The following is an 881-nucleotide window of genomic DNA, read 5'->3' as shown; positions in this document are numbered from 1 at the left end:
CCTTTACCGCGAACTTCAGCAATACAGTTCACACGCGATTGAATCTTCTCAAGCCCATGACGTAGATATTGGCCTGCGATGTTCGCGTGCTCAACCAAACCATCACGTTCGATGATCTCTAACGCCTTAGCGCCAGATACCATTGCCAACTGGTTACCACGGAATGTACCGGTGTGCTCACCCGCTTTCCAAGTATCGATGCTCTTGTCGAATACAAGCAGCGACATAGGCAGTCCGCCACCAATCGCTTTAGACAAGCACAAGATATCAGGACTAACACCTGACTCTTCAAACGCAAAGCGATGGCCGGTTTTACCCACACCACACTGAATTTCATCAAAGATCAGTAGGATACCGTGTTCATCACAGATGCGACGTAGGCCTTGTAGCCAAGACGCCGGAGCTGGAATCACACCACCCTCACCTTGTACAGGCTCGACGATCATCGCGGCAGGTTTCATGATGCCAGATTCGTCGTCATTCAACATACGCTCGATGTAACGAATGCTCGCGTTAGCACCCGCTTCACCACCAATGCCAAACGGGCAACGAAGGTTATATGGGAAAGGCATGAAATGTACGTCAGACATTAAGCCACTACGACGTTCTTTAGTGCCAAGGTTACCCATCATGCCCATAGTGCCGTTAGTCATGCCGTGGTAAGCACCACGAAAAGCAAACATGGTGTTGCGACCTGTAGTTTGCTTGGCGAGCTTGATCGCGGCTTCCACAGCATCAGCGCCAGACGGGCCACAGAATTGAAGAACCGAGTTCGTTGAAAAGTCTTGAGGGAGAAAAGCTTTAACTCGCTTGATAAACGTCTCTTTTGCTTGAGTCGTAATATCAAGTGTCTGATATGGCAAACCAGAATCGAGTTGGTC

The 881-nt window shown here is 49.5% G+C and carries 1 protein-coding gene; it reads right to left on the bottom strand.

The genetic code is table 11. From position 1 onward, the window contains the following. Positions 1-881, bottom strand: an 881-nt coding sequence (locus tag AB4653_RS14190) for an aminotransferase class III-fold pyridoxal phosphate-dependent enzyme (RefSeq protein WP_372104502.1), incomplete at both ends; no start/stop codon positions are given.

Source organism: Vibrio sp. 10N.222.48.A3 (assembly GCF_041475345.1).
Lineage (GTDB): Bacteria > Pseudomonadota > Gammaproteobacteria > Enterobacterales > Vibrionaceae > Vibrio > Vibrio tasmaniensis_A.
The sequence above is the reverse complement of the archived record's forward strand: the minus strand, read 5'-3'. Positions and strand labels throughout refer to the sequence as shown.